Origin of the sequence: Helicobacter turcicus, from assembly GCF_019711685.1 — a bacterium.
GTDB classification, from domain to species: domain Bacteria; phylum Campylobacterota; class Campylobacteria; order Campylobacterales; family Helicobacteraceae; genus Helicobacter_D; species Helicobacter_D turcicus.
Genome location: NZ_JAIGYQ010000019.1, coordinates 1 through 6,278, shown reverse-complemented (window position 1 = coordinate 6,278; position 6,278 = coordinate 1). Strand labels below are relative to the sequence as shown.

The following is a 6,278-nucleotide window of genomic DNA, read 5'->3' as shown; positions in this document are numbered from 1 at the left end:
TAACACCCCCCTATTTAATCTACCCTTAAGCTTATCTAGATATAATTCCACTTCCTTTTTTGCACTAAATTTTAAATCCCTTAAATTAGCATTTGCGTTTAACGCTTTTTGTTTCTTTTTAAAGGCTTTTATTTAATGTAAAAATGTTCTTTAACTTTATGTATGTAATAACATCAATTAAAGTTAAATGATCTTTGACAACTAAGCAGGAAATAATAAAGAACAATAACTTCTTAAAATTATTTTCTAAATCTTAACAACATAACTCATTTATTACTTTGTAGTTTTATATTGTAATAAGATTCTCTCTTAACTCTTTGGAGAAATATTTAAGCAGAGAATTACATACACTTGTAAAACAAAAGTCTAAACAGAGATTTTGAGATTTTAGGACAAACTTAACCTAATTAAATGGATATGTTTTAGAGGAGAAATGTTTATTAGGAAAGAAAAATCATAGAGATTAGCCTTAAAGGCTATCACATAAGATTTTTAAACGCAAACATTTACCGCTAAACTTAAGAAATTTAAATAAAGCATTATGGAGAGTTTGCTTACTATTATTTTAGTTTGTCAAACTCCCCACTTTTATGGAGAGTTTGATCCTGGCTCAGAGTGAACGCTGGCGGCGTGCCTAATACATGCAAGTCGAACGATGAAGCTTTTAGCTTGCTAAAAGTGGATTAGTGGCGCACGGGTGAGTAATGCATAGATAACATGCCCTTTAGTCTGGGATAGCCACTGGAAACGGTGATTAATACTAGATACTCCCTACGGGGGAAAGAATTTCGCTAAAGGATTGGTCTATGTCCTATCAGCTTGTTGGTGAGGTAATGGCTCACCAAGGCTATGACGGGTATCCGGCCTGAGAGGGTGAACGGACACACTGGAACTGAGACACGGTCCAGACTCCTACGGGAGGCAGCAGTAGGGAATATTGCTCAATGGGGGAAACCCTGAAGCAGCAACGCCGCGTGGAGGATGAAGGTTTTCGGATTGTAAACTCCTTTTGTTAGAGAAGATAATGACGGTATCTAACGAATAAGCACCGGCTAACTCCGTGCCAGCAGCCGCGGTAATACGGAGGGTGCAAGCGTTACTCGGAATCACTGGGCGTAAAGAGCGCGTAGGCGGAGTAGCAAGTCAGATGTGAAATCCTATGGCTTAACCATAGAACTGCATTTGAAACTGCTATTCTAGAGTATGGGAGAGGTAGGTGGAATTCTTGGTGTAGGGGTAAAATCCGTAGAGATCAAGAGGAATACTCATTGCGAAGGCGACCTGCTAGAACATTACTGACGCTGATGCGCGAAAGCGTGGGGAGCAAACAGGATTAGATACCCTGGTAGTCCACGCCCTAAACGATGAATGCTAGTTGTTGTGGAGCTTGTCTCTGCAGTAATGCAGCTAACGCATTAAGCATTCCGCCTGGGGAGTACGGTCGCAAGATTAAAACTCAAAGGAATAGACGGGGACCCGCACAAGCGGTGGAGCATGTGGTTTAATTCGAAGATACGCGAAGAACCTTACCTAGGCTTGACATTGATAGAATCTGCTAGAGATAGCGGAGTGCCACTTTTGTGGAGCTTGAAAACAGGTGCTGCACGGCTGTCGTCAGCTCGTGTCGTGAGATGTTGGGTTAAGTCCCGCAACGAGCGCAACCCTCGTCCTTAGTTGCTAACTATTTAGTAGAGCACTCTAAGGAGACTGCCTTCGCAAGGAGGAGGAAGGTGAGGATGACGTCAAGTCATCATGGCCCTTACGCCTAGGGCTACACACGTGCTACAATGGTATGCACAAAGAGACGCAATACCGCGAGGTGGAGCAAATCTATAAAACATATCTCAGTTCGGATTGTAGTCTGCAACTCGACTACATGAAGCTGGAATCGCTAGTAATCGCAAATCAGCCATGTTGCGGTGAATACGTTCCCGGGTCTTGTACTCACCGCCCGTCACACCATGGGAGTTGTATTCGCCTTAAGTCGGAATGCCAAACTGGCTACCGCCCACGGCGGATGCAGCGACTGGGGTGAAGTCGTAACAAGGTAACCGTAGGTGAACCTGCGGTTGGATCACCTCCTTTCAAGAGAAATAACTAAATATACGTTTATTTAGTTAAAATTGTTCTTTATCCTGCTTAGTTTTCAGAGATCATAAGGCTTTAAGTAGGGGCTTATAGCTCAGGTGGTTAGAGCGCACCCCTGATAAGGGTGAGGTCGGAGGTTCAAGTCCTCCTAAGCCCACCAAACACAATTCTTTTTTATTCTTTAGAAAGAGTTTTCAAAGTTTTTTGGTCATTACCTATTAGGTAATTCTATTCAAAAACTTTTCAACAACTTTCAAAATAATTAAAAAATAATTGCGTTTAAAACTTCAAATAATTGAAGATAGAAATTAGATTCTATGTTTCATTGTTTAAGGGGAATTAGCTCAGCTGGGAGAGCGCCTGCTTTGCACGCAGGAGGTCAGCGGTTCGATCCCGCTATTCTCCACCAAAATGGTATTACAATACAATCTAAGCAAATGCTTTTAAGATTAGAAAAGCAAGATTTGTAACGCATACAGATCATAGGAATTTTAGAGTAAAAAAGAGTTGCAAGGCAAGATTGGATAAAAAAGAATTTATAGACAATCTTTCTGTAATAATGGTTTTAATGTAAGTGTTTCTTTAAAAAACAAAAGAGTATGCATTTCTCTTATTGTTTTTAGTTGTTTTATTCCTTGAAAGAATAAGGAGATACAACTAAAGCATTTACATTAGAATCTTTATTAAAGAGATTCTAAATGTTATTTAACAACACATTGTTCAAGCCTATATAAGTAAATAACTACAATCACGCATATAACCAAAAGATTGTCTAATGTTTGCATTGCATTCATTAAGGCAGTGGCGTTAGAATATAAAGTCAGTTAAGCTTGTGAAGGGCAAATGGTGGATGCCTTGGGTAGTAGAGGCGATGAAGGACGCACTAGACTGCGATAAGCTATGGGGAGCTGTCAAGATGCTTTGATCCATAGATTTCCGAATGGGGCAACCCAATACATAGAAATATGTATTACCTTAAATGGAGCGAACCTAGTGAAGTGAAACATCTCAGTAACTAGAGGAAAAGAAATCAATAGAGATTCTCTTAGTAGCGGCGAGCGAAAGGGGAATAGGGCAAACCAGTAGCTTGCTACTGGGGTTGAGGACTGCAATATCCACTAAAATACATTAATAGAACATTCTGGAAAGGATAGCCACAGAGGGTGATAGTCCCGTATATGAAAATGTATTTTTAGGTAGCAGGATCCAGAGTAGGTCAGGACACGAGAAATCCGGGCTGAAGCAGGGGAGACCACTCTCCAACCCTAAATACTACTACTACACCGATAGCGAACCAGTACCGTGAGGGAAAGGTGAAAAGAACCGCAGTGAGCGGAGTGAAATAGAACCTGAAACCATTTGCCTACAATCATTCAGAGCCCTATGATTTATCAGGGTGATGGACTGCCTTTTGCATAATGATCCTGCGAGTTGTGGTATCTGGCAAGGTTAAACTAATGTGAAGCCGTAGCGAAAGCGAGTCTTAATAGGGCGTTTAGTCAGATGCTGCAGACCCGAAGCTGAGTGATCTATCCATGGCCAAGTTGAAAGTGGGGTAACACCCACCGGAGGACTGAACTCGTACCCATTGAAACGGGTTGGGATGAGCTGTGGATAGGGGTGAAAGGCCAATCAAACTCAGTGATAGCTGGTTCTCTTCGAAATATATTTAGGTATAGCCTCAAGTGATAGCAATAGGGGGTAGAGCTCTGATTGGGCTAGGGCTGCTCACCGCGGTACCAACCCCTGTCAAACTACGAATACCTATTGCCGTATCTTGGGAGTCAGGCGGTGGGTGATAAAATCAATCGTCTAAAGGGGAACAACCCAGACTACCAACTAAGGTCCCAAAGTTCTATTCTAAGTGGAAAATGATGTGAAGTTACTCAGACAACCAGGAGGTTGGCTTAGAAGCAGCCATCCTTTAAAGATAGCGTAACAGCTCACTGGTCTAGTGATTTTGCGCAGAAAATATAACGGGGCTAAGATAGACACCGAAGTTGTAGATTGTGCTGATGCACAGTGGTAGAAGAGCGTTCATATCAGCATTGAAGCCATACCGGTAAGGAGTGGTGGAGCGATGTGAAGTGAGCATGCAGGAATGAGTAGCGATAAAAGTGGTGAGAATCCACTTCGCCGAAAATCTAAGGTTTCCTACGCTATGCTCGTCATCGTAGGGTTAGTCGGGTCCTAAGACAAGTCAGAAATGGGTAGTCGATGGAAAATAGGTTAATATTCCTATACCAACATTAGTGTGCGATGGGGGGACGCATAGGGTCAAGATGAGCTGAGTGATAGAAGTCTCAGTCGAAGGGTGCAAGTAAGAAGATTGGTAAATCCGCTTCCCTTTCCCAAACCCAACAGGCTCTTTGAAGTCTTCGGACGGATAGGAGAATCATTAAGATCGTCGTGCCAAGAAAAGCCTCTAAGTTTAGCTAATGTTGCCCGTACCGCAAACCGACACAGGTAGATGAGATGAGTATTCTAAGGCGCGTGAAAGAACTCTCTTTAAGGAACTCTGCAAACTAACACCGTAAGTTCGCGATAAGGTGTGCCACGAAAGTGGTCTCAGCAAAGAGTCCCTCCCGACTGTTTACCAAAAACACAGCACTTTGCCAACTCGTAAGAGGAAGTATAAGGTGTGACGCCTGCCCGGTGCTCGAAGGTTAAGAGGATTAGTCAGCCGCAAGGTGAAGCTTTGAATTGAAGCCCGAGTAAACGGCGGCCGTAACTATAACGGTCCTAAGGTAGCGAAATTCCTTGTCGGTTAAATACCGACCTGCATGAATGGCGTAACGAGATGGGAGCTGTCTCAAAGAGTGATTCAGTGAAATTGTAGTGGAGGTGAAAATTCCTCCTACCCGCGGCAAGACGGAAAGACCCCGTGGACCTTTACTACAGCTTGGCACTGCCGATGGGAGCATTATGCGCAGCATAGGTGGGAGGCTTTGAAATCTTTACTCCGGTAGAGATGGAGCCATCGTTGAGATACCACCCTTAATGTTTCTGTCTGCTAACTAGCTTGAGTTATCCTCAAGTAGGACAATGCCTGGTGGGTAGTTTGACTGGGGCGGTCGCCTCCTAAAAAGTAACGGAGGCTTGCAAAGGTTGGCTCAAAATGGTTGGAAATCATTTGTAGAGTGTAATGGCATAAGCCAGCCTGACTGTAAGACAAACAAGTCAAGCAGAGACGAAAGTCGGTCATAGTGATCCGGTGATTCTGTGTGGAAGGGTCATCGCTCAAAGGATAAAAGGTACCCCGGGGATAACAGGCTGATCTCCCCCAAGAGCTCACATCGACGGGGAGGTTTGGCACCTCGATGTCGGCTCATCGCATCCTGGGGCTGGAGCAGGTCCCAAGGGTATGGCTGTTCGCCATTTAAAGCGGTACGCGAGCTGGGTTCAGAACGTCGTGAGACAGTTCGGTCCCTATCTGCCGTGGGCGTAGGAAAGTTGAGGAGATCTGTCCCTAGTACGAGAGGACCGGGATGGACATACCACTGGTGTAGCTGTTGTCCTGCTATGGGCATCGCAGCGTAGCTATGTATGGATGTGATAAACGCTGAAAGCATCTAAGCGTGAAGCCAACTCCAAGATGAACTTTCCCTGAAGGTCGCAGGAAGACTACCTGCTTGATAGGGTAGGGGTGTAAGCATAGTAATATGTTTAGCTGACTACTACTAATAGACCGTTTGGCTTAATTGATAAAGACCCACTGCCTTAATGAGTGTAATACCATTAAGAGCAATCAAAAATATGAGATTGTAGATTATATAGGTTTGTATTGTAAGATTACATTGTCATCTTCGTGCTAATAGAGGAGAGGTTCCACCTAGTTCCATTCCGAACCTAGAAGTTAAGCTCTTCTTCGCTGATGATACTGCTCCTTTCAGGAGTGGTAAAGTAGGACGGTGCGGAGATGAGAGTGTAATAGTGTTGGATTGACTGCTTTTATTAAGAATCTTTTTAAATGAAAATTTGTATTGCAAACTTTGTTATTGTCATTAGCTCTTCCTTATGCCCTTAAAAAATGGAATCTTTAATGTATATTCTAAAGATTGGGATAACTAGAATCTTTAAGGCTCTTAATGAAAGATTCTTACTTTATAAAGTCAAAGCCTTGTTTTTACTTCTTAAAAAGCAAAGTATTAACTAAAGGTAAAACGATGCAAACAAAAGAACTTTTAGAA

Annotated in this window: 2 tRNA genes and 3 rRNA genes; all 5 read left to right on the top strand. The window is 42.9% G+C overall.

What is annotated here, in order from left to right:
- Window positions 1-587: 587 nt before the first annotated feature.
- The 5 genes from K4G57_RS08805 to rrf all read left to right on the top strand — a co-directional run bounded on the left by K4G57_RS08805 (window position 588) and on the right by rrf (window position 6,008).
- Window positions 588-2,085, top strand: a 16S ribosomal RNA gene (locus K4G57_RS08805).
- 86 nt (window positions 2,086-2,171) lie between these two features.
- Window positions 2,172-2,248: transfer RNA gene (locus K4G57_RS08800), tRNA-Ile, on the top strand.
- 173 nt (window positions 2,249-2,421) lie between these two features.
- A tRNA-Ala gene (locus tag K4G57_RS08795) sits at window positions 2,422-2,497 on the top strand.
- A gap of 413 nt (window positions 2,498-2,910) precedes the next feature.
- Window positions 2,911-5,793, top strand: a 23S ribosomal RNA gene (locus K4G57_RS08790).
- Between the two features lie 99 nt (window positions 5,794-5,892).
- Window positions 5,893-6,008, top strand: a 5S ribosomal RNA gene (gene rrf, locus K4G57_RS08785).
- Together the 16S, 23S and 5S rRNA genes with 2 tRNA genes alongside form the textbook arrangement of a ribosomal RNA operon.
- The last annotated feature ends 270 nt before the right edge of the window (window positions 6,009-6,278 follow it).